The sequence below is a fragment of the Nocardia sp. NPDC055050 genome (assembly GCF_053608345.1).
Map to the genome: position 1 here is coordinate 40,602 of NZ_JBSGVG010000031.1, position 20,302 is coordinate 60,903.

Consider the following 20,302-nt stretch of genomic DNA (forward strand, 5'->3'; position numbering starts at 1 on the left):
GAGCACCACGCTCGCCCGGTGTTCCCCGAAACGAACACGGGCGAGCGTGGTGACCTCGATCAGTGCGCGGTGACGCCGGTCAGCTCGTTCGGCGTGGCGGCCAGAGTGGCGCTGGCGGTGATGTTTCCGGCGGCCAGGTCGACACGGTGCACCTGCTTGGACGCGGGGTCGCTCACGTAGGCGACGCCGTCGCGAACGAACAGGTTCGGGCGGGCGACCTGCCAGTCGAGCGGCTCCTGCCAGCTGCCGATCACGGGAATGGTGCGAACCACCGCACCCGCGACGGGGTCGATGACGTGGATCTTGCCGTCGGTGCCCAGCACCAGCGCCTCACCCTGCGGGCCGCGGGCCAGCGAACGGAAGGTGTAGCTGGTGCCGATGTCGACCAGTCGCAGCGTGCCGTCGACGGTGTTCACCAGCGAAATCTGCTGCGGGCGTTCGAGTTCGGCGTCTTTGTCCTGCTTGTAGTCACCGAGCACGATCGGCGACGCGTCGGTGCCGGACATGTTGCCGATCCGCCCGTAGGCGGTGGGGCTGGTGACCTTGGTGATCTTGCCGTCGCGGTAGACGAGGGCGCCGGTCTGGCAGCCGATCACGACCGCCTCGCCCTGGGCCGCCGCTTCGCCGTGCACGCCGGGGCAGTCCTCGTTGCGGGTGAGCTCCTTGCGGTCCTTGTCGAGCGCGACGACGCCGACCCGCTTGTCCTCGGTGCCGAGGGTGAGCACCATGTTCCCGTTGCTCAACTCGATCGCGACACCGTGGTGCGGGGCGGCGGCCTTGTAGACCTCCGTCGGCTTACCGCTGTCGACCTGCGCGGTGTCGAGGACGGTGACCTCACCGGAGCCGTCGGCGAACAGCACCGTCTTACCCGCGTGCCGGACGACGTGGCCCGGCTTGGCGGCCGGGAACTGGGTTCCGGTGAACGCGGCCTCATAGGCGTCGAAGACGCGGAAGCCGTCCTTGGTCGACACCATCAGATGGTCGTCGTCCCCGACCGGGTTGAGCCGGTTGTAGCCATCGATCTTCACCTCGCCCCGCTGGGCCAGTGACGCGCCGTCGAGGACGTAGATTCCGCCGTCATAGGTGAGGGCGATCGGTTCGGCACCGGGCGTGTGCGGGTGGTCGTGACCGGAATCCGCTGTGCCGCAACCGCTCAGCGCCATCGCCGAGGCGAGTGCCGCGGACAGGGCCACCATGGTGGTGGTCCGTGACCTGTTCATGTAGTGCTCCATCTCTTGTGCGTGCATTACGTGCTGGGCCCGGATAGACCACGGGCGATGGCCTCGGTGTTGGCGCGAGCCATCTCCAGATAGGTGGCCGCGCCGCCACCGGGCGCGGTGAGCGACTCGGTGTGCAGGGCGATCACCTGCACCTGTAGCCCGGTGTGTTCGGCGAGGACGCGCGACAGCCGATCGGGCTGTGCGGAGTCGGCGAAGATCGCGCGCACGCCCGCGGTCCTGATCGCGGTCGCGAGGTCGTCGAGATCGGAGGCGCTCGGCGAGGCCAGGGTGGTGCCGCTGGGGATCACCGCGCCGATCACCCGGAATCCGAATCGCTGTGCGAGATACCCGAAGACGTGATGGTCGGTCACCAGCTGCCTGCGCTCGGCCGGGACGGCGGCGAACCGATCGGTCATCCACCGGTCCAGCTCGTCGACCTCGCCGAGGTAGCGTTGCGTGTTCGCCCGCACTGTGTCGGCGTCGATGCCGTCGACCCGGGCAAGCACCTCGGTACTGATCGCCTCGACAGCCGTGCGCACCCGGCGCGGATCGGTCCAGAAGTGCGGATCGGGTTGTCCCGCCGACTCATCGGAGGTGTAGGTGATCGGATCCACTCGCTCGGCCACGGCGAGGGTGGGAACCCCGGCACCGGCGGCAGCCCCCACGTGCCGGGCCACACCTTCCTCGAGCCCGAGCCCGTTGTGCACCACCAGTGCGGCTCGCTCGATCTCGGCGGCTTGACGTGCGGAAATACCGAACGAATGCGGATCGGCCCCCGCCTGCATCAGCACCGTCACCGGCACCGTGTCACCGACGACGGCCCGGGTCAGATCGCCGAGGATGTTGGTGGTCACCACGATCCCGGACCGCTCGGCCCCGCTGCTGCACGCACTCACCAGCGGCACGAGCAGGGCAGCCGCGAACAGGAGCGGGAATGCGCGGCGGATCGTCTCCGTGATTCGACCAATGTCGTAGCGGCGAAGCGGTATCGACGGCACGGCAGTTGCCCGCCGTCGGCTCGAGGGCAGAACGTGAGAGATGTGCGCGCGCTTCACAGGCCGGTCTCCACCATCAGCGAGGGCGCGATGTCCAGCGAGAACGTGCGCGCGACGCGAAGATTGTCGTTGTAGGCGATCTCGTGGACGGTGCGCGCCCGAGAGTCGTTGATGTAGGCGCGCTCCGGGTCGACATTGATCACCGGATCTCCTTCGACGGGTCCGGCGATGAGCGCGGTCCGCGTCGTCTCCGTGCCGGTGCCGGGGTCGATGCCGTGCAGCACGCCGTCGCGGGTGAGCACCAGCAGCGGCGATCCCTCACCGGCGGTGTTCACCGCGACCGCGCCGGAGATCGCGACACGAGCCCAGGTCTTCTTCCTGATGTCGAGCGTCCACACACCATCGCGGCCCGCGAGCGCGGTCAGGGTGGTGCTGCCGGGGCGGTGGGTGAAGGCGCTCGCCCGGTCCGAGGTCTGGGCCGGATAGGGAATCTTCTCGGCGACGACCTCGCCCTCGCGCTGTGCCACCACGACCGCGCCGTCCGCACAGCCGAAAACTACTCCGCGCCTGGTAACGGCCTGCCCTCTCGGCTGCGGACACGTGGCAGCCTGCACTCGCCCGGCCGCGCCGTCACGCCCGCGCACCTCGACTCGACCCGAGCTGTCAGCCACCACGATCCGCTCGGCATACGGCACCGCGATGCCCTCGATGCGGCGTTGCGTCTGGACGACGCCGCCGTCCAGCGCCGGACGGTCGAACAAGATCGACGCGCCGGAGTCCAGCACCACCGACGCGACGGCAGCATCGCTGTACGCCCCGACAACCCCGCGGGCGCCTTCCGGTGCGGGAGAAACACTTGCGGCGCCAGGCCCGGTAGTCGCACCACTGTCGGTCGCGGCAATCGCACCGATCTCCCGCACGGGGGCCTTGTAGTAGTGCCGGTGGTCGACGTGGTCGACGGTCCACGCTCCGCTGTCCACGACCTGGATAGACCCACCTGAACTCAGGTACGCGAAACGCCCGTCCCCCACCGCTCCCACGGTCGACACCTTCTGGTCGCCACTGCTCGGTGACGGCGCAGCACCACCTGGTGCACTCGAATGCGGTTGCGCTCGAACACTTTCCGGTGAACCGGCGGCGACTGTCGTGACCTCCCCACTCGACAGATCGATCACCCGTACAGCCCCGGCCCCGTCGGCGACAACCACGCGTGTCTGAGCCTCGCTCATCTCCTCCGCGCCCGCGACGAACCCGTGCGGCGCCGCCTCCTCGACGACCGGAACCTCCGTTGCCCCGCAGCCGACCAACGGCACCGCGGCGAGCGCGACCACGCCCACCCGGCCGACCCGTTCCCGCACCGCGGAAACGAGCGCGGACACGAAGAACGCGCCGACGGCCACCGCCGCGATGGTGGCCCCCGCCGCGGTTCCCGCGTGCCACGAAATGACCAGTCCCCCCACGGTGGACAGCCCACCGATCAACGCGGCAACCGCCATCACCACCGGCACCCGGTTCGACCAGAACACCGCGGCGGCGGGCGGTGCGATCAGCAATCCGAAGACCAGCAGCGTCCCCACGACATGAAACGACGCCACGATCGCCAGGGTGACCAACCCCACCAGCGCCGCGTGCGCCGGCTTCGGACGCAGGCCGAGGGTGTGTGCCTTACGTGCATCGAAGGTCAGCGCGACGAACGCGCGATGTCCGAGCACCGCCACCACCAGCGCGACGCCAAGGGCCGCAACGAGATACCACAAGTCGACGGCACGCACGGCGAGCACATCACCGAACAGGAACCCGGTCAGATCCACCGCGAAGGACTGCGACCGCGACACGATGATCACCCCGGTCGCGAGCATCCCGACGAACAACAGCCCGATCGCGGTATCCGGCGCGAACCGCTTGCCACGGCTGAGCAGCGACACTCCGGCGGCCATCGCGGTGCAACTGATCGCGGCGCCGATCATCAGGTTCCCGCCGAGCAAGGCGGCGACCGCGACGCCGGGCAGCATCCCGTGCGCCATCGCGTCGCCGAGAAATGCCATGCCGCGCACCACCACCCAGGTCCCGGCGAGGGCACATACGCACGACACGAGCAGCCCACCCCACAGCGCGCGTTGCACGAAAGCCACCTCGAACGGGGCGAACAGCCAATCCATAGCGCGAGACGATATACTGAAAATGATTATCGTTTCAATTGAGGTGAGATGCAGCACACAGATGACGCAGCAATCCGGATCGAGCGGCTGACCGCCGGTTACGCCCGGCGGCCCGTACTCCACGAGGTGACGGCCACGATCCCGCGGGGGCAGGTGACCGCGATCGTCGGACCCAACGGCTCGGGGAAATCGACCCTGCTCGGCGTTCTCGCCGGCACCGTGGCGGCACAGGAGGGGACGGTGCACCGGTCCACCACCCGGCGACCCGCCTTCGTGGTGCAACACACAGCGATTCCACCGACGCTGCCGATCACGGTGCGAGAAGTGGTCGCGATGGGGCGCTGGGCGCACCGCGGACCGTGGCGGCGTCTCACCCGTGCGGATCGCGAGATCGCGCGCACCTGCCTGGAGCGCATGGAGCTCGCCGACCTGGCGACCCGGCGGCTCGACACCCTCTCGGGCGGTCAGCGCCAACGCTCCCTGCTCGCACAGGCTTTGGCGCAGGAGTCCGATCTACTGCTGCTGGACGAGCCGGCGGCGGGCTTGGACGAGGCGTCTCAGACCGAGATCTCCCGGGTTCTGACGCAGATCAGCACGGAAGGTGTGACTGTCGTCCAGGCCACCCACGACCTGGACGAGGCGAGCCGGGCAGACCACTGTCTGCTGCTGCGGGACGGGCGACTGAAGGCCGCGGGTCATCCGGAGAAAGTGCTGGTCAGAGCCTAGAGTCGAGGACATGACCGAGAAACCCGACTCCGTCGACGCCTATCTGGCGGCCCAACCGCCGTCGGAGCGCGCTGTCCTGCAGCGGATCCGCGAAACGATCCACCGCGCGGTGCCCGACACGGGCGAAAAGATCAGCTACGCCATCCCGGCCGCCACCATCGACGGCCGGGTGTTCATCTTCTTCGCGGGCTGGAAGTCCCACGTGAGCGTGTACCCCGTCCCCGAGGGGGACGAGGCGCTCGAGCAAGCCGTCGAGCCCTACAACTCGGGCCGTGGCACCTTGAAATTCCCACTCGGCGAACCGATTCCGTACGACCTGATCGCCCAGGTCGCGGTCCGCCTCGCCGAGCGGGCGGGCAAGAGCTGACTACCAGTCGGCTTCGGTGAAGCGGATGATGCCGCGGATGTTCTTGCCGTCCAGCATGTCCTGGTAGCCCTGGTTGATCTCTTCGAGCGAGTAGGTGCGCGTGACCATGTCGTCGAGATTGAGCTGGCCCGCCTTGTAGAGCGAGAGCAGGCGCGGCGCGTCCTGGCGAGCGTTGCCGCCGCCGAAGATCGTGCCCTTCACCGTCTTCTGCAACATCGACAGCAGGAAGCTGTTCATCTTGACGTCGCCGGCGTCCATGCGCCCCATCGAGGTGACGACGAGAGTGCCCGCCTTGCCGGTGAGGATCAGGCCCTCCTCGACGTAGTCGCCGTGCATCTCACCCATGGTGAGGATGACCTTCTCGGCCATCCGACCCTCGGTGGCCTCGATCATCGGCATGATCGCGGCGGCCATGCTCTCGTAGGTGTGGGTGGCGCCGAACTTCTGCGCCTGTTCGCGCTTCCACGGATTCGGGTCGATGGCGATGACCTTCGACGCACCGGAGAGCACAGCCCCTTGCAGCGCGCTCATGCCGACGCCGCCGATACCCGCGATCACCACGGTCTCACCCGGCTGCACCTGTGCCACATGGGTCGACGATCCGAACCCGGTCGGTACGCCGCAGCCGACGAGGCACGCCACCTCGAACGGGATGGTGGGATCGATCTTCACCACGGACGTGTGGTGCACCGTCATGTACGGGGAGAACGTGCCGAGCAGGCACATCGGGATGACATTCTCGCCACGCGCCTGGATGCGGTACGTGCCGTCCGAAATGGCCTGCCCCATCAGCAGTCCGGCGCCCAGGTCGCACAGCGCCATGTTGCCGGCGACGCACGAGGGACAGCGGCCGCACGCGGGGATGAACGACAGGATGACGTGGTCACCCACGGCCAGGTCGGCCGGACAGTTCGGGCCGAGCTTGGTGATCACACCCGCGCCCTCGTGCCCACCCATCACCGGGTAGGCCGGCATCGGCGTCGCGCCGGTGACGATGTGATGGTCGGAGTGGCACATGCCCGCCGTTTCCATCCGGATCTGCACTTCACCGGCGACGGGGTCGCCGACCTCGATCTCCTCGACCGACCATTCCTGGTCGGTGCCCCACAGGATCGCGCCCTTCGTCTTCATGCCGGTAGACCTCTCGCCAAGCTCGTGCCTCGTTGTGACTGCACTCACCCTAGCCACAAATCACCGGTTTCTGAAACACGTTCTAGAAAATATTCGAGAGATTTCTATCCGCGCACGTCATGGACGTGGTGCACGACGTCGTGCACGAAGTACCGGCCCAGCGAGGTGACCGTGAACAGCGAACCGTCACTGCGCGCGCCCCGCAGATCGAGCCGATCGGCGGGCACCGCGCCGAACGCGGCAGCCACCCGATCGGCGGCGAGCGCCAGCTCCCGGGCCACTACGGCGGGGTCCTGCCGGTCGTAGCGATCGGCGACGGCGGTCGCGTCCTGATCCCAGTTCTCGAACCGCGGCGCCTCGACCCCGTCACCGTCGAGCATCAGTGCGAGCCTGGTATCGAAGATCCGGCACACATCGCGCACGTGAGCGCCGTATTCGAGGACCGACCAGGTCAGCTCGTCGGGACGCACTCGCGCGTCGTCGCGTTCGAGCGCCGCACCGAGGCGGGTGGCACTGTCGAGCACGAGCTCGGGGACGGCCGAGTACGCGGTGGCCTCGGCATCGAATCCACACTCGGAGCAGGTGCGTTCGAGGACCCAGGTCCAGTTCTTGGTGTCGGGGACGATCATGGAAGTCAGCCTAAATTGTCCTCTTTTTATGCTCCATCTATATTCGGCCAACTACCGGCGAGATCCGGCATCATTCGGCGAGCTGATTCGCTTGCTCGAAGAGTTCCAGCGTCACCGCGTGCAGGAAGTCGCCGACCGGCTTGGGCGCCTTGCCCGCGAAGGCCCGCGCGTACGTGCCCTCGAGGACGATGCCCAGCTTGAAGCAGGCCAGCACGGTGTACCAGGTGACGGCACTGAGATCGCGATCGGAGAACTTGCCGTAGTGCTCGATCATCTCCGCCTCGGTCGGCAGACCGCCGACGGTGCCGAGGGTGCCCATCAGACCCGCCCCGACGGTGCCGGGCTCTGGCCTGGTTGCCAGTTGCCAGCCCAGGTCGAGCAGCGGATCGCCGATCGTCGACATCTCCCAGTCGACCATCGCCGCCACCTCGGGGCCGTCGTAGTCGAACATCATGTTCGCCAGGTGACAGTCGCCGTGCATGATGCCGGGCAGCCAGTCCGCCGGCCGGTGCCGCTCGAGCCAGTCGCCGATCCGCTCGAGACCGGGGATCTGCGGGCCGGGGTAGCCCTCGTTGGCGTTGTAGGAGTCGAGTTCGCGCAGCCAGCGCGGGACCTGCCGCTCGAGGAAACCCGCGGGACGTCCGTAGTCGTCGAGGCCGAGCGCCTGATAGTCGAGGGAGCCGAGCCGGGCGATGGCCTCGACCGCGGACAGACCCATCTGGCGCCGGACCTCGGGATCACCGGCGTGCAGTTCGGGCAGTTCCGTCTGCGGGTTGAAGCCGCGGATGGGCTCCATCAGATAGAACACCGCACCGATCACCGACTCGTCGTCGCAGGCCGCGATCACCCGGGGCGAGCGCACCTCGGTGCCGGCGATCGCGCGCAGCAGTCGTGATTCCCGGCCGATCACCTCATTGCTCTTGGCACGCAGATGCTTGGGCCCGCGCCGCAGCACGTACTCGCGCCCGCCCCGGGTGAAGCGCAGCATCACGTTCTGCGTGCCGCCGCCCAGAGCGGTGACCGCATCGAATTCCGTCCCGGGCAAGCCCTGTTCGTCCATCCACCGCCCGATCGCCGCGAAATCGGCGATCGCCGGGTCAACATCGACAGGTTGAGAAACAGCCATGCCGCACATTGTGCCCGGAGATCGGCGGGGACTGCGCGGGAATGCGCACGCGCACGCCCGGCGTAATGTTTCTGCCACGATGCGCACGCTCTTGATCGACAACTACGACTCGTTCACCTACAACCTCTATCAGCTGATCAGCGAGGTCAACGGGAGCGAGCCGACCGTCGTGCGCAACGACGAGGCCGACAGCTCCCTCGACCTCGATCAGTTCGACAATGTGGTGATCTCGCCCGGACCCGGCCGCCCGGACCGCGCCCGCGACATGGGGGCGTCGACAGCGCTGATCGCGCAGACCGATCTGCCGCTGCTGGGCGTATGCCTGGGCCATCAGGGAATCGTGCTCGGTGCGGGCGGAACGGTGGAGCGCGCGCCACAGGCCAGGCACGGTTTCCTCGATCGGGTGACCCACGACGATCGGGATCTGTTCGCCGGTCTGCCGCAGGGCTTCACCGTGGTGCGCTACCACTCGCTCGCGGCGCGGGAGCCGCTGCCCGCCTCGCTCGAGGTGACCGCGTCGACCAGCGATGGGGTGATCATGGGGGTGCGCCATCGCGAGCGGCCACAGTGGGGTGTGCAGTTCCACCCCGAGTCGGTGTCGAGCGAATTCGGCGCCGCGCTGCTGCGCAACTTCGCCGATCTCACCAAAGCGCGTACGCGGGTAGCCGCACCGGTGGTCGTGCGCGGGCCCAGTGTCGTGGCGCCCGTTTCCCATGAACGCTCATTCAACCTGCGGCACAAGGTGATCGAACGCGCGATCGACACCGAAGCGATCTTCCTGCGCCGTTGCGCCGACGCTCCGAACGCGTTCTGGCTCGACAGCGAGCACGTCGAACCCGGCCTGGACCGGTTCTCCTTCCTCGGCGACGCGAGCGGGCCGCATGCCGAAATCGTCGGCTATCGGGTCGGCGACGCCCGCGTCACCGTGACGGACATCGAAGGCACCCGTACCGTCGCGGGCACGGTCCTGGACTATCTCGATCGCGAACTCCGGGCGCGGCACTGCGAAACCCCGCCGCTGCCTTTCGATTTCGCGGGCGGCTACGTCGGCTATCTCGGTTACGAGGTGAAGGCCGACTGTGGTGCGAACATCGCGCACCGCTCCCCCACCCCCGATGCCCAGTGGATCTTCGCCGACCGGCTGATCGTCGTCGACCACGAGGCCGGGCGAACCCACCTGCTCGCCCTGTGCGAACCCGCCACCGCGAGCGGCGCCGAGCAGTGGCTGCGCGAGACTTCCGACTCCCTCGACGATCTCCCCACCTGGGTCAATCCCGCCGACCTGCCCGTGGCCGCCGATCCCGGCGCCGTGCAGGCGCATCTGGTGCGTGGCCGCGACCGCTACCTCGCCGACATCGCGGTGTGTCAGGACCGGCTGCACGCGGGCGAGTCCTACGAGATCTGCCTGACCGACGCGGTCGCCGTCGCCGCGGCGCCCGGGGACGGATTCGCCTTCTACCGGCGACTACGCCGCTGCAATCCGGCACCGTACGCCGCCTACCTGCGCTTCGACGGTCTGGATGTGGCGTGTTCCTCGCCGGAACGGTTCCTGAAGATCGACCGGGATCGGGTGGTCGAGAGCAAGCCGATCAAGGGCACCGCCCCGCGCGGACGGACCACCGACGAGGACGAGCGCCTGCGTCGCGCGCTGGCCGACGACCCGAAGACCCGGGCCGAGAACCTGATGATCGTCGACCTGCTGCGCAACGACCTCGGCCGCGTCTGCGAAGTGGGTTCGGTGCACGTCCCGAAGCTGATGGACACCGAAACCTACTCCACCCTGCACCAATTGGTGTCGACCGTGCGTGGCACGCTGCTCCCCGACGCCGGGGTGATCGACTGCCTGCGCGCTTGCTTCCCCGGCGGTTCGATGACCGGCGCGCCGAAGCTGCGGACCATGGAAATCCTCGACGAACTGGAAACCCAAGCGCGCGGCATCTATTCGGGCACCATCGGTTTCCTCGGCCTGAACGGCACCGCCGACCTCAACATCGTCATCCGCACCGCCGTCCGCTACGACGACGAGTGGCGGATCGGCGCGGGCGGCGCGATCGTCCTCGATTCCGATCCCGAGGACGAGTACGCGGAGATGGTACTCAAGGCGGCGGCGACATTCCGGGCGCTGACTCCCGAAAGGTGAGTTCGACGCGCACGCGGCAACACCGGTCGGGCCACCTCGCCGCCGGAGCGGACGGCGTTCGAGGAATCAGCGCCGCCGACGGCCGCGCTTGTCCGGCTCCGGTTCCGGTGCGGGTTCCTCGCCCCCACGCCCCGTGATCCGCCCGAGCAATCCGACACCGGGCAGCTTCGCCACCGCACCGAACACGTCCTCGCCCAGGGAGATCATCGCCTCGAGCCGTGGCAACAGCCGGTCATAGGTCGCGAACACCGGATCGGCCAGCGCCAACGTCCGATCGAGCCGGTCGATCGTGCTGTTGAGCCGATCGACCGCGATCGACAGGTTCTCCACCAGATCCGGCAACTGCGCGGCCAGCTGCGCCGACGCGGGCGGCAACCGAACCGCCGCGTCGAAGGCGTACCCCGCAGTCTGCTGCGCAGCATCGATAGCCTGTCCCGCCGCAGTCTGCGCCGCCCCCACCGCCGCCTGAGCCGCCGACAGCAACTCCGCCCCCGGCACCTTCCGCGCCTGCGCCGGAGCAGGTTCCTCCGCGCGCCCCCGCTTCCTCGGGTTCGTCATGACACCACTGTGCCGCAACCACGCCGCCTACGCAGGGAACCGCACCCCCGCTCACCTCCGTGTCCGGCGACAGAACACTCCCAGCCCCGCACGACCCGACCTCGAGGAGGGTCCGCCGCGCAGCGGCGGTTCGCGGCCGTCCCGCTGTTCAGGTGCCGTTGCGTAGGCGACGAAGGAGCAAGCAACGGCACCTGAACAGCGGGACCGGCGGGGCCGCGAACTCGAGCGCGCCAGCGCTCAAAAAAACCCTGTCGGACCCTCATGACATCATGCGAGCACCATGGAACTACGCAAGGGTGCGCACACGCCGGTACCGACATCGCTTCTCGCCGTGGTCGTTTCATGGCGGTCGGCGCATACCGTAGACGCGCACGCCCTGCTGGTCACCGAGTCGGGCCTGGTCCGCGCCGACCGGGATTTCGTCTTCTTCAACGCACCCCGGCACGCCTCCCAGGCGGTGACCCTCGACCAGGAGCCCGCCCCCGGCACCGCGCGACTGAGCATCTCACTGCCCCGCACCGAACCCGAGGTGGCGCGCATCGTCATCAGCGCGTCCCTCGACGACGCCACCTTCGACCAGCTCCTCGACCTCACGTTGACCGTGCACGCCGCCGACGGCCCGGTCGCCCAGTTCACCATCGACGGTATCGAAGACGTCCAGGCGATGATGTTCGGCGAGTTCTACCGCCGCGACGGCCAGTGGCGGTTCCGTGCGATCGGCCAGGGTTGGTCGGGCGGGCTGGCCGGACTCGCCGGTGAATTCGGGGTCACGGTCGACGAGCCCACCACCGGACGTCCCAGCATCACTCCCGACGACAGCTCGCGGGTGCCCGCGCGGCCGAATGGGGCAGCCGCCGACGCCGCGCGCTCCGCCGATCGCGCACGATTCGCGAGTGTGCCGTCACGGCACGACGCGTCGACGTCTACTGCCGATCTGCCCGGCGCCGATCACCGGGCGAACCGCTCGTCCCCCGAGTCTGCGAATCCCGCCGCAGCGCGATTCGACGGACCGGCGTCGACGCGCCCACCGGCCCTGTCCCGCCGGGTCATCGACGTGCCGCCCCCGCCACCGGTCGACCCGGAGATCGCCGACTGGCACCCCGACCCGGAAACCCCCGATCAACTCCGCTGGTGGGACGGCGACGAGTGGACCTCGAGCGTCCGCCCGCACATCCACGATCACCGCACCCGCTGTACCCGCTGTGGTAGCCCACTGCGGCGCAAGCTGTTCGGTGGCCACGGACCGTGCAAGAACTGTGCCGCCGAAATCGAGGAGTTCCTCACGCACTGGCGCAACCGAGCCAGGCGCGTCCTCGCGGGTCCCGGCACGATGTCGGTGGAGTGGACCGAGGTGTGGGCCGCTCTGCGCTTCCAGCGCATCGACGAGGAGCGCGGCCGAACACTGCTGCGCGAGGCGGGTCTGACCCAGGTCGAGCGGATGGTCGCCTTCGCCTTCGCCGACGGTGAGGTGTTCGCCGAGGAACTGGACGCTTTCGAACACGTGGTCAGCGAGCTGGCGCTGTCGGGCGGCATCGTCGACGATCTGCGTCGCCGAATGCATCGCGGCCGCACCCTGTCCCGCTTGCGCGCCGGCGAACTGCCCACCGTCAACACCCCCGGTCTGCATCTGGATCCCGACGAACGCGTGCACCTCGATCTGCCCGCCGTCCACATCCGCATGCTCGCGCGCGGCCCACGCAACACCGAGGGCCGCCTGATCGGCAGTTCCAAGAAGCTGCGTTTCGTCGGCGACGGCACCGGCATCGAGCTGCCGTGGAACCGGGTGGTGTCGGTGCATCCCGAGCACGGCACCGTCGTGCTCGCGGCAACCTCGGCGCGCGGCGGCGCTACCTTCGGCGTCACCGACCCCGACTATGTGGCGGCAGCGTTGGAAGGTGCACTGCGCGTATCGAAACGCTTGGTCCTGACGCCGGGACAGCTCGACAGCCGCAGCATCCCCCAGGACGTGAAAGCCCAGGTGTGGCAGCGCGACGGCGGCGCGTGCGTCGAGTGCGGCGACGGCCACTACCTGGAGTTCGACCACATCATCCCGCTCAGCCGCGGTGGTGCGACGAGCGTGACGAACCTGCAGATCCTGTGCCGGGCCTGCAATCGCGCCAAGGGCGCGCGGATCTAACCGAGAATCGCGTTCATGATGGTGCCGCCGCTGGTGGCGACGACGCCGCCGATCATCGCGCCCGCGATCATCTTCGGCGACTCCATGGAGCTACCGGTCCACTTCTCCCAGGCGAACTTTCCGCCGGCGACGGTGATGGCGAGCACACCCGACAGGATCATGAACCAGGTCAGGTACTGAACCATTTTCATGATCTTGTCCGACAGCGGAGGCGCTTCCGGCGACGGGTTGCCGATCTGCGCGTACGTGGTGATGGTGTCGGCCATCGACGTCAGAATGATGCTCATAGCCTGCTCCCCTATCGCGTGACGCGAACTGCGTTCCAGCCCTGCCGTATTCGATCGTGGTCCAGGATACGGGCGCGAACCCCCTGCACACCAACAAAACCGATCGGTTCGATCGAGATGGGCGCCGACACGGTGACACATGACCGGATACCATCAGTGCAGAGTTCATCGTCGTCCCGTTCCTCCGAGATACCGAGTGAGACCCCATGCTCCTGGCCGCCGTCACCGATACCTTGGCGCAGATCGGCAATCCGACCCCCGAAGCACCGCCACTGGCGGACAAGATCATGCAGCTGGTCAGGTACCTGACCTGGTTCATCTTGTTGTCCGGCATCATCGCCATCACTGTCGCGGGCGGAAAGTTCGCCTGGGAGAAGTGGACAGGCAGCTCCATGGAGTCGCCGAAGATGGTCGCGGGCGCGATGATCGGCGGCGTCGTCGCCACCAGCGCGGGCACCATCATGAACGCGATGCTCTAGGTTCCTGCTCCGCTCGGGACGGTCCGGGATCAGCCCGGGCCGACTCGACCGGCTAGGAACACACCGACCCGAGTTCTGTTGGGGTTCAACAGAACTCGGGCTTACCGGATTGTCGAGTGTCGGCGCACGGCATCTACCTCCTGTCGTTCGGCGGGTCGGGTCGGCTACGTGTAGAGCCGGTCCACGAAGGCGTTCAGGTTTTCCACCACGCGGTGGGCCTTCTCCTCCGGCGTCAGATCCTCGCGATACCGGCTGCCCATCGACGGCCGCTTCTTGTTGCGCGCATACAGCGAGCAGGCCAGATCGGTGCACATGTAGCTACCGACCGTGTTGCCTTTGCGCCCCGACTCGCCCGTCTTGCTCGCGGTCATCAGCGAAACGCCGCCGCCGGAGTGCGTGGTGAGGCAGATCGTGCACATCTGCGTCTTGCCCGACCCGCCGGTCTCGTGCCGCAACGCGACGCTGACCAGCCCGTCCGCCCGCGGCACCGAGATATAACAGCGCCCCGCGTACGAGGGGTCGGTCCAGCCGAGGAAGTCGAGATCCTCCCAGGGGCGTTCACCCAGGTCACGCGGCACATTCAAGCGCTTGGCGTCGCCCTTCGAACAGTTGACGAACGACGACCTGATGTCGCGTTCGGTAATGGGTTCCATGCGTTTATCCTTCCAGTCTGCGAACTGCAAACGGTAGACACGCTAACGATCCCCACCTGCGGAGACAACCTGTTTTCCGGCCACCGGTGACGAGCATCCCCGCCGATGGGCGGCTGTCAGCGGAGGATCCCCGCGGCCCGCGCGGCGCGCAGCCAGTCGGGGAACTCACCGAGCAGCCTGCCGTACAGCTCCGCGTCGCTGATCCGGTCGATGTCGTCGAGGGCGAAGAAGCCCGCGTTGTCCACGACGCGGCCGTCGAGTTCGTCGAGGGTGCGCAGGACACCGAAGTTGGCTGTGCCGAGGCCGATGAACTGCCAGAAGGCGGGCAGGTGGGCGGCCTCGCGCATCAGCGCCGCGATCTCACGCTTCTTCGCGAAGCCACCGTCGGTGAAGAACAGGACGAGGGTGGGCTCGGTGAGGGTGTCGATGACCGCGCGCATGATCGGTAGTTCGTCGTTGCGGCCGCCGATGGCGTTGTAGTCGACGCCCTGGTGCGTGCCCTTGAGATGGAGGTAGGTGTGCGCCCACTGCTCCCCGCCCTCGACGGTGATATCGGGCAGTTTCACGTAGCTGAGCGCGTAGAGGTAGGCCTCGAGCACGCCGTCGTCATCGAGTTGCGTGGCGACTGGGATCATGCGCTCGACGACCCGATGCACCGTGCCGGCGCGATACATCTTCTCCATGCTGCCGGTCTTGTCGATCACCAGCACCACCCGCGCCCTGGCTCCGAACGCGCTCTTGTCGATCAGCACCTTCGCGACTTCGCGCTTGCGCATGTCCAGCTTCTGGCGCTTATCGAACGACAGCGCCGCCTCGCCGGGAACCGTCCGAACTTCCGCGACCACTTCCGGCTCGTCGTCGACGCTCACCCCGTGATCGGTGACCAGGTCGGCGAATCCGCCCGCGTAGCCCTGTCCGACGGCACGGACTTTCCACTGGTCACCCCGGCGATACAGCTCGAGCGCGATCACCACCGACTCACGATCGAGGCCGTCGATCACATACTCGTGCAGCACATTTCCCGCACTGTCGGCGACCGAAGCCACCGGCGACGTGGCGCCGCCGAACGTATCCCCTTCTGCCGCGACAGTGATCACGGCGCGAATCTGCGCGATCTCGACCGGCACAGCGCCGAGTGACACCTCGAGCGCGGCACCCTGGAGCCGAACACCCGGCGCCTGCGGCTGATTGAAGAAGACGAAATCCGCGTCCGAACGCACCTTCCCCGCGTCGGTCACCAGCAGTGCCGAAAGGTCGGCGGCCACGCCGCCGCGCACCGACAGCACCACCTCCCCCGAAGCCAAGCCCGCGTTCTGTCCTTTGACCAGCGCAGCAGCCATCGCCATCCCTCTCATCGCACCGTAACGCCCCACACCCTAGGCGAATACGGGCTAGATCCAGCCCTTCTCGCGTGCTTTGAGGGCGGCTTCGTAGCGATTGGACACCCCGAGCTTGGTCATCGCCGAAGACAGATAGTTGCGGGTGGTACCCGGGGACAGGTGTGCGCGTTTGGCGATGTCCTCCACGGAGGCGCCGTCGGCGGCGAATTCGAGGACGTCGGCCTCGCGGGCGGTGAGGACGGTGTCGCCCGCGCTGATGGCTTCGGCCGCGAGCTCGGGATCGACGTATCGGCCACCGTTGTGCACCGACCGGATCACCTCGGCCAGCGTCGCCGCGGAGGTCGTCTTGGGCAGGAATCCGCGCACACCGGCCGCGAGTGCGCGCTTGAGATACCCGGGCCTGCCATGGCTGGTGACGATCAAAGTGCCGGCACCAGGGGTGATCCGGAGCAGTTCGACGGCGGTGTCGATGCCATCGATGCCCGGCATCTGCAGATCGATGACCGCGACGGCGCCCGGCTCGCCGTCCTCGGCCCTGCGGCGCCACGCGGCGACGAGTTCCGCACCGGAGCCGACGTGGGCCACGACCTCGAGATCGGGCTCCAGGCCGAGCATCGTCGCCATGGCAGCGCGGATCAGGGTCTCGTCGTCGGCGAGGAATACGGGAATCACTGCTTCTCCCAATGGATTTCGAGGGCGAATTCGTCGCCGGAGGTGGCGATGTCGAGGGTCGCGCCGACAGCGGCGAGTCGTTCGCCGAGGCCGCGCAGCCCGGATCGTTCACCGATCGCGCCCTGCGGGCGGTCGTTGCGCAGTGACATGCCGGACCCGCCGAGTGCGAGGGTCGCGGTGGTCGCGGCCGAGTGTTCGACGATATTGGTTGTGCCTTCCCGGACCACCCAGGCCGCGACTTCATGAAATGCCGCGGGCACCTTGGCCGCGTCACCCTCCACGACGAGTGCGCATCCCGCCGCCGACAGCAGTGATCGCGCACCGGCCACCTCCCCGCGCAGGTCGATATTGCGATAGCCGCGCACCAGGGTGCGCATCTGCCCCATCGATTCGACCGCCAGTGTTCTGACCTCGTCCATTTCCGCGGTCGCTCGATCGAGGTCGCCTGCCCGTGACAGTGCCGCTGCCAGTTCGCTTTTCACCGCGATGGGCCGAGAAGCCGCGTCCGACGACATCGTGGAGGTCGCGCGAGAAGCGCAACCGTTCCTCGGCGACCTGCAGTTGCGCCTCGACACCTTTGGTTCGCTCCAACTCGTCGATGATTCCCAGCCCCCACACGGTGAGCCGTGTCAACACGATCGCGAAGACCCCGGTGAACAGGAACGCCGCCGCACCCTGCAGGCCCGCGCCCAGTGGCGTACCGAAGACCACCAGCGGAGTGGCCACGCTGAGAACGACCAGAATCCACCACTTGTGGCGAGTGAACGGGATGACGGAGAAGATCGCCATGAACACCGCGGACACGCCCACCGTGCGCGCGCTGAGGACCGTCGCCTCGTCGGTGGCCAGGCGGGCGACGATCCCGCTGATCGCCCACAGCGCGACCAGCATCACGATGGCGACGGGCAACATCCGCGGCCGCGCCACCACACCGGGAACGGTGGCGAACGCGGGTTGTGCCTCCAACGCGAACCCGGCCGCGATGCCACCGGCGACGATCCCGAGCACCGATGGCACCGACTCGGCACTGATCGCCAGCACGACGACGAGCACGGCGATCACCGCCTGGAACGAGAGCCGGGTGTAGAGCCGGAACTTGGCGGCTCCCGACAGCTCGTGCCACCAGGCGGTCGCGCGCATCACCCGCGGTCGTCCCAGCGGAAGCTCTTGCGGGTCAGCACGAGCGCCAGCACGGTCCATAACGCCAGTGTCGCAAACGGCCGGCCGGATTCGGTGACGGTATCGGCGAAGCCGAGCGCGGCGTCGGATTCGGCGAACGCCGACAGCGTGCCCGACGTGCCGAGGGAGAGGAGGTCGGAGACGGCGGCGAAGGGGGTCCAGTCGGCCAGTTGCGCCAGCCGATCGGGCAGTACGCCGCGGATCGAGGACATGCCGAGCATCGCGATGATCATCACCGGCAGCGAGGTGATCTGCGCGGCCTCGGCGTTCTTGGTGTACGCGCTGGTGGCCTGGGCGAGCAGCGAGAACAGCACTGTTCCGCCGACGAGTGCTACCACGATCGCCAGTGGGTTGACGGGCGCGGGGGCGCCGGTGGCGTAGACCACCACGGCGATGACGGCGGTGCACGCGAGCGTCATGATGGCACCTGGGATGGCCGGAGCGAGCTGGATCTGCCAGTCGGCGGCCTCGCCCGTGCGCAATCGTTTCAGGACGCCTTCGCTACGGCGGGTGGTCACCATCGACAGCACCGAGTAGTACTGCACGAACAGCAGGGCGAGCAGTGCCAGCAATTCGAAGGTCACCGCCGCCATCGCCGCTGTGGGCTCGGTGTCTTTGCGGGCGATGAAGTAGGTGGCCAACGGAATTCCGATCGGGAAGACCGTCGCCATGTAGACGAGAGTCTTGTTGCGCCGGAACTGCAGCCACTCCGCTGTGGCGAGCGCGGCGAGTGGTCGACGGCGAAATCCGCCGGCGGGCAGGGTGGTGGTCATCATGCTCCGATCAGGGTGGGAGTGGTTGCCTCGGCGATATCGAGAAAGACCGATTCCAGGGATGCGGCGCGCGCTTCGAGTCCGGTCAGGCGCACACCTGCTTCACCGGCCCAGCCGAGCAGTTCGAACAGGTGGCCTTGTAAGTCGTTGGTGCTGATGGTGACTCGCGCTCGCGCGTCGACGCGGGCGCCGCGGAACTGCGGCACGGGCAGGCCGGGATGATCGAAGGCGATCCGCGCCGGATGGTCGTCGACGATGTCGCGCAGCGTGCCCCTGCGGGCGATCGCGCCCTTGTGCATGATCGCGATCTGATCGGCGAGCGCTTCGGCCTCGTCCAGGTAATGCGTGGTGAGGACCATCGTCACCCCCGACGCTTTGAGGTCGGCGAGCAATTGCCATGTCCCACGCCGGCTTTCCGGATCGAGGCCGGTAGTCGGTTCGTCGAGGAACAGCAGGCGCGGCTGCCCGAGCAGGGCGCAGGCCAGGTCGACGCGGCGCTGCTCACCACCCGACAGTGAGCCGACCCGCACCCCGGATCGGTCGGTCAGGCCCACCTGCGCCAAGACTGCCTCGGCGGTGGTCGGCGCGGTGCACGTTCCACGCCACATGTCGAGCGTCTCGCCGACGGTCAGCTCGGCGGGCAACCCGCCCGACTGCAACATGATGCCGACCCGCGGACGGACCTGGTCGCGGTGCCGGAGCGGGTCGAGGCCGAAGACTTCGACCTCGCCTGCCGAGGGGGCGATGAGCCCCTCCAGCATGTCGAGGGTGGAAGTCTTTCCCGCGCCGTTGGTTCCGAGCAGGGCGAACACCTGCCCTTCGTGCACCTCCAGGTCCACGCCTTTGACGGCTTCGAACGCGTCGTCGCCGCGGCCGTAGGTTCGGCGCAGCCCGCGCGCGGTGATGACGTCTGTGTTTCTCATGCCTTCTACGGTGGTCGACGCGGGGCGTCGCCAGTAGTAAGCGCAGTCACCGATCCCCGATGGGATTCACATGGTCAAGCCATGACATAAGTCATCGGACTGCGGCTGTGCGCAGGAGCGCTACGCCGTAGGCGATGAACCAGGCCGACCACAGCAGCCAGCCGGACAGGCCGATGAGACCGAGCGGGCCGTCGTGGTCGATGATCAGGGGCGTGAGGGTCGCCGCGGTGAATTGCAGTGCGGCGGCGAGGAATCCGATGGTCGCATGCCATGGCTTGACGAGCCCGCCGAGCCGGCCCGCGACCGTCAGGCCGACCAGTGCCGTCGCGAGGAAGGTGCCGTTCAGCGCGAGCAGGGCATCGTGCAGCGCCCACAGTGCGCCGCCTGCCCCGCTCGAAGCGCCGAGGGCATAACGAATTCCGACGATCACTGTGAAAGTCGCGTTCTGCAACAGCAATCCGGCGAAGCCGACCAGCGACCACCCGGTCCCCGCCGTCCGCTCGGCCGGTCGCAGGGCCGCCAGTGCACCGGCACCGAACAGCACGGCACAGAACCAGCCCAGCGGTACCGGCGCCATCGCCAGCGCCACGAGGTCGCGGTGGTCGACGAAGAACGCGACGGCTGTGCGCGAGTCGGTACCGGGCTTCGGCAACCCGGCGGGTGCCAAGATCAGATTGGCCCCCAGGATGACCAGCGCGAACCCGATACCGGCGATCCCCGCGACCCGCTGAAACCGCGCGCCGCTCGACAGATTAGATTTATCGTTCATATTTTGAATATAGGTACCATAAAACGAAAGAGGAACCCC

21 protein-coding genes are annotated in these 20,302 nt (G+C 67.9%); 5 read left to right on the top strand and 16 right to left on the bottom strand.

Annotated elements, in window-relative coordinates:
• Positions 1-59 precede the first annotated feature (59 nt).
• From aztD to aztB, 3 genes are all read right to left on the bottom strand, one after another.
• Positions 60-1,220, bottom strand: a complete 1,161-nt coding sequence (aztD, locus tag ACWGCN_RS26515; RefSeq protein ID WP_452460046.1) for a zinc metallochaperone AztD — start codon at positions 1,218-1,220, stop codon at positions 60-62.
• A gap of 26 nt (positions 1,221-1,246) precedes the next feature.
• Complete coding sequence (gene aztC / locus ACWGCN_RS26520) at positions 1,247-2,167, bottom strand: zinc ABC transporter substrate-binding protein AztC (RefSeq protein WP_452460053.1); 921 nt, start codon at positions 2,165-2,167, stop codon at positions 1,247-1,249.
• Positions 2,168-2,271: 104 nt separating this feature from the next.
• Complete coding sequence (aztB, locus tag ACWGCN_RS26525; protein WP_452460045.1) at positions 2,272-4,374, bottom strand: zinc ABC transporter permease AztB; 2,103 nt, start codon at positions 4,372-4,374, stop codon at positions 2,272-2,274.
• 48 nt (positions 4,375-4,422) lie between these two features.
• On the opposite strand from aztB, the gene aztA reads away from it, so the two are divergent.
• On the top strand, positions 4,423-5,100 hold the full coding sequence (aztA, locus tag ACWGCN_RS26530) for a zinc ABC transporter ATP-binding protein AztA (protein WP_452460044.1): 678 nt from the start codon (positions 4,423-4,425) through the stop codon (positions 5,098-5,100).
• 10 nt (positions 5,101-5,110) lie between these two features.
• Positions 5,111-5,467, top strand: coding sequence for an iron chaperone (locus tag ACWGCN_RS26535; protein ID WP_378996347.1), 357 nt, complete (start codon positions 5,111-5,113; stop codon positions 5,465-5,467).
• On the opposite strand, the gene ACWGCN_RS26540 is transcribed toward ACWGCN_RS26535, so the two are convergent.
• The 3 genes from ACWGCN_RS26540 to ACWGCN_RS26550 all read right to left on the bottom strand — a co-directional run bounded on the left by ACWGCN_RS26540 (position 5,468) and on the right by ACWGCN_RS26550 (position 8,362).
• Complete coding sequence (locus ACWGCN_RS26540; protein WP_378996349.1) at positions 5,468-6,598, bottom strand: NDMA-dependent alcohol dehydrogenase; 1,131 nt, start codon at positions 6,596-6,598, stop codon at positions 5,468-5,470.
• A gap of 104 nt (positions 6,599-6,702) precedes the next feature.
• Entirely contained in the window at positions 6,703-7,227 is a 525-nt protein-coding gene (locus ACWGCN_RS26545; protein WP_452460043.1) for a DinB family protein, read from the bottom strand.
• A gap of 70 nt (positions 7,228-7,297) precedes the next feature.
• On the bottom strand, positions 7,298-8,362 hold the full coding sequence (locus ACWGCN_RS26550; RefSeq protein ID WP_379315171.1) for a phosphotransferase family protein: 1,065 nt from the start codon (positions 8,360-8,362) through the stop codon (positions 7,298-7,300).
• Positions 8,363-8,432: 70 nt separating this feature from the next.
• On the opposite strand from ACWGCN_RS26550, the gene pabB reads away from it, so the two are divergent.
• A complete protein-coding gene (gene pabB / locus ACWGCN_RS26555) occupies positions 8,433-10,493 on the top strand; it encodes an aminodeoxychorismate synthase component I (protein WP_452460042.1) in 2,061 nt (686 codons plus the stop codon).
• A gap of 66 nt (positions 10,494-10,559) precedes the next feature.
• Here the strand turns inward: pabB and ACWGCN_RS26560 are convergent, their stop codons facing one another.
• Positions 10,560-11,051, bottom strand: coding sequence for a hypothetical protein (locus ACWGCN_RS26560; protein ID WP_378996359.1), 492 nt, complete (start codon positions 11,049-11,051; stop codon positions 10,560-10,562).
• 280 nt (positions 11,052-11,331) lie between these two features.
• Between ACWGCN_RS26560 and ACWGCN_RS26565 the strand changes: the two genes are divergently transcribed.
• Positions 11,332-13,188: a TerD family protein gene (locus tag ACWGCN_RS26565; protein ID WP_452459338.1), complete on the top strand. Its 1,857-nt coding sequence runs from the start codon at positions 11,332-11,334 to the stop codon at positions 13,186-13,188.
• Here ACWGCN_RS26565 and ACWGCN_RS26570 read toward each other — a convergent pair.
• A complete protein-coding gene (locus tag ACWGCN_RS26570) occupies positions 13,185-13,475 on the bottom strand; it encodes a hypothetical protein (RefSeq protein WP_378994033.1) in 291 nt (96 codons plus the stop codon). The two genes, ACWGCN_RS26565 and ACWGCN_RS26570, sit on opposite strands and share 4 nt — an antisense overlap.
• Positions 13,476-13,681: 206 nt before the next feature.
• On the opposite strand from ACWGCN_RS26570, the gene ACWGCN_RS26575 reads away from it, so the two are divergent.
• Positions 13,682-13,954 (top strand): hypothetical protein, encoded by a 273-nt coding sequence (locus tag ACWGCN_RS26575; protein ID WP_101469239.1) that lies wholly within the window; start codon positions 13,682-13,684, stop codon positions 13,952-13,954.
• A gap of 164 nt (positions 13,955-14,118) precedes the next feature.
• Here ACWGCN_RS26575 and ACWGCN_RS26580 read toward each other — a convergent pair whose 3' ends face one another.
• From ACWGCN_RS26580 to ACWGCN_RS26615, 8 genes are all read right to left on the bottom strand, one after another.
• On the bottom strand, positions 14,119-14,607 hold the full coding sequence (locus ACWGCN_RS26580; RefSeq protein WP_387447926.1) for an FBP domain-containing protein: 489 nt from the start codon (positions 14,605-14,607) through the stop codon (positions 14,119-14,121).
• Positions 14,608-14,723: 116 nt separating this feature from the next.
• A complete protein-coding gene (locus ACWGCN_RS26585; protein WP_449969154.1) occupies positions 14,724-15,947 on the bottom strand; it encodes a vWA domain-containing protein in 1,224 nt (407 codons plus the stop codon).
• Positions 15,948-15,998: 51 nt separating this feature from the next.
• Positions 15,999-16,619, bottom strand: a complete 621-nt coding sequence (locus ACWGCN_RS26590; RefSeq protein ID WP_378637725.1) for a response regulator — start codon at positions 16,617-16,619, stop codon at positions 15,999-16,001.
• Complete coding sequence (locus ACWGCN_RS26595) at positions 16,616-16,900, bottom strand: hypothetical protein (RefSeq protein WP_452459337.1); 285 nt, start codon at positions 16,898-16,900, stop codon at positions 16,616-16,618. The genes ACWGCN_RS26590 and ACWGCN_RS26595 overlap by 4 nt, the downstream gene beginning before the upstream one ends.
• Positions 16,890-17,759 (bottom strand): hypothetical protein, encoded by an 870-nt coding sequence (locus ACWGCN_RS26600; RefSeq protein ID WP_452459336.1) that lies wholly within the window; start codon positions 17,757-17,759, stop codon positions 16,890-16,892. Before ACWGCN_RS26600 ends, ACWGCN_RS26595 begins: the two co-directional genes overlap by 11 nt.
• Positions 17,759-18,571, bottom strand: a complete 813-nt coding sequence (locus ACWGCN_RS26605; RefSeq protein ID WP_452459339.1) for an ABC transporter permease — start codon at positions 18,569-18,571, stop codon at positions 17,759-17,761. Before ACWGCN_RS26605 ends, ACWGCN_RS26600 begins: the two co-directional genes overlap by 1 nt.
• Entirely contained in the window at positions 18,571-19,494 is a 924-nt protein-coding gene (locus tag ACWGCN_RS26610; protein WP_452459335.1) for an ABC transporter ATP-binding protein, read from the bottom strand. The genes ACWGCN_RS26605 and ACWGCN_RS26610 overlap by 1 nt, the downstream gene beginning before the upstream one ends.
• Before the next feature lie 91 nt (positions 19,495-19,585).
• Positions 19,586-20,263 (bottom strand): hypothetical protein, encoded by a 678-nt coding sequence (locus ACWGCN_RS26615; protein WP_452459334.1) that lies wholly within the window; start codon positions 20,261-20,263, stop codon positions 19,586-19,588.
• Positions 20,264-20,302 lie beyond the last annotated feature (39 nt).